Annotated in this window: 2 protein-coding genes; both read left to right on the top strand. The window is 43.6% G+C overall.

What is annotated here, in order from left to right; genetic code table 11:
* The first annotated feature begins 234 nt into the window (after positions 1 to 234).
* Positions 235 to 1,380 carry a tRNA guanosine(34) transglycosylase Tgt gene (gene tgt, locus WEIDD23_RS11440; protein WP_010369801.1) on the top strand — a complete coding sequence of 382 codons (1,146 nt, stop codon included), beginning with the start codon at positions 235 to 237 and terminating at the stop codon, positions 1,378 to 1,380.
* A gap of 35 nt (positions 1,381 to 1,415) precedes the next feature.
* Positions 1,416 to 1,775: a preprotein translocase subunit YajC gene (yajC, locus tag WEIDD23_RS11435; RefSeq protein WP_010369799.1), complete on the top strand. Its 360-nt coding sequence runs from the start codon at positions 1,416 to 1,418 to the stop codon at positions 1,773 to 1,775.
* Positions 1,776 to 1,931: the final 156 nt, after the last annotated feature.

Below are 1,931 nucleotides of genomic sequence, written 5' to 3'. Positions count from 1 at the left end.
CCTTAAGCCACCACTTGTTGGTGGCTTCTTTGTATCAGAAACGGTAATTAACATATATTAGTGATAAAACTGACACAAAAACATCGCATCTCACAATTAATATTGAATTTGTGCGTAGTCTGGGCATTCTTTCTGATATAATTGTATTTGGCTAGTTTTTTCGAGCGGTCGAAAAGAACATCAAGATAGAAACGATTGCTACCGAGGTTTGGTAGAGAGAAAGGAAGTCACATCATGTCTGATTATGCTGTGAAGTACGAGCTACTCCACGTGGAAAAGCACACTGGTGCACGTTTGGGTAAAATTACAACCCCCCACGGTGAAGTTATGACACCAATGTTTATGCCGGTTGGTACACAAGCCACGGTTAAGAATGTGTCACCTCGTGAACTAAAAGAAATCAAGTCACAGTTTATTTTGTCAAACACGTACCACCTATGGGTTCGTCCGGGTGACGAGTTGATTGCCGAAGCTGGTGGTTTGCACAAGTTTATGAATTGGGATGGCCCAATTCTAACTGATTCAGGTGGCTTCCAAGTGTGGTCATTGTCAGAACGCAACAACATTAAAGAAGAAGGTGTGACGTTCCGTAATCACGTGAACGGGGAAGAAATGTTCCTATCACCTGAGGTTGCGATGCGCATTCAAAATAATTTGGGTTCTGATGTCATGATGCAATTGGATGAAGCAATTCCATACTTTGAAACGTATGATTACGTGAAAAATTCAGTTGAACGCACATCACGTTGGGCTGAACGTGCTTTAGCTGCCCACCGTCGTCCGGAGGATCAAGCCCTATTTGGTATTGTGCAAGGTGCCGGTTTCCGTGAGCTTCGTAAGCAGTCTGCTTCAGATCTTGTTTCACTTGATTTGCCTGGATACGCCGTTGGTGGTCTGTCTGTTGGTGAAACCAAGGAAGAAATGAACCGTGTGCTCGACTTCACAGTGCCATTCCTACCCGAAAACAAGCCACGTTATTTGATGGGGGTGGCAGCACCCGATTCTTTGATTGATGGTGCTATCCGCGGTATTGATATGTTTGATTCTGTGCTGCCAACACGTATCGCACGTAAGGGAACCTTGATGACGTCGAAGGGCCGTATCGTGATTACGAATTCTAAGTATAAGAATGACTTTTCACTAATTGACCCCGAAACGGAAGACTACGGTTCACAAAACTTTACTAAGGCATACTTACACCACTTGTTTAAGGCTGACGAATTGTATGCGCAAAACATTGCGTCTGTTCACAATTTGCGTTACCTATTGAAGTTGATGGAAGATATGCGTCAAGCAATTGCTGAGGATCGCTTACTTGAGTTCCGTGAAGAAGTCATGGAAAACTACGGTTACAAGAATCCGAATGCGCGCTTGTTCTAACTATTGTTAAATAAATCCTAGAGGAGTGTACTACTATGAGTGCTAATATTTTGATTTTGGTCGTCTTCGTGGCGGCAATGTACTTTATTATGATTCGCCCACAACAAAAGGCACAAAAGAAGCGCCAAGAGATGATCAACACGGTTCAACCAGGTGCCGAAGTTGTGACAATCGGTGGCTTGCACGGTAAGATCGCTGCCGTTGATAATGAGGCAAAGACGTTTGATTTGGATGCTGAAGGTGTTATTTTGGTATTCGAGTTGTCAGCAATCCGCCAAGTTGTTAAGGCAGCTCCAGCTGTGGCTGAAGCACCCAAGGCAGAAACGGCAACTGATGAAATCGTCGACACGACAGCTGATGTTGTGGCAGACGAAAAGTCAGACGACGCTAAGTAATAGATGAAAGAGCCTGAGTAGATATTTCTCAGGTTCTTTTTTATTATGGATTTTAAACGAAAGGCGTGCGACGAAGATGGCTGATTTACTAGAAATTCCGGTGCAACTACATACTGACCGAAAAATTTTACATGTTGATATGGATGCCTTTTACGC

It is taken from the genome of Weissella sp. DD23 (genome assembly GCF_001579105.1).
Taxonomy (GTDB): Bacteria; Bacillota; Bacilli; order Lactobacillales; family Lactobacillaceae; genus Weissella; species Weissella cibaria.
Note: the sequence above shows the minus strand (reverse complement) of the source record. Positions and strands in the feature narration are given on the sequence as shown.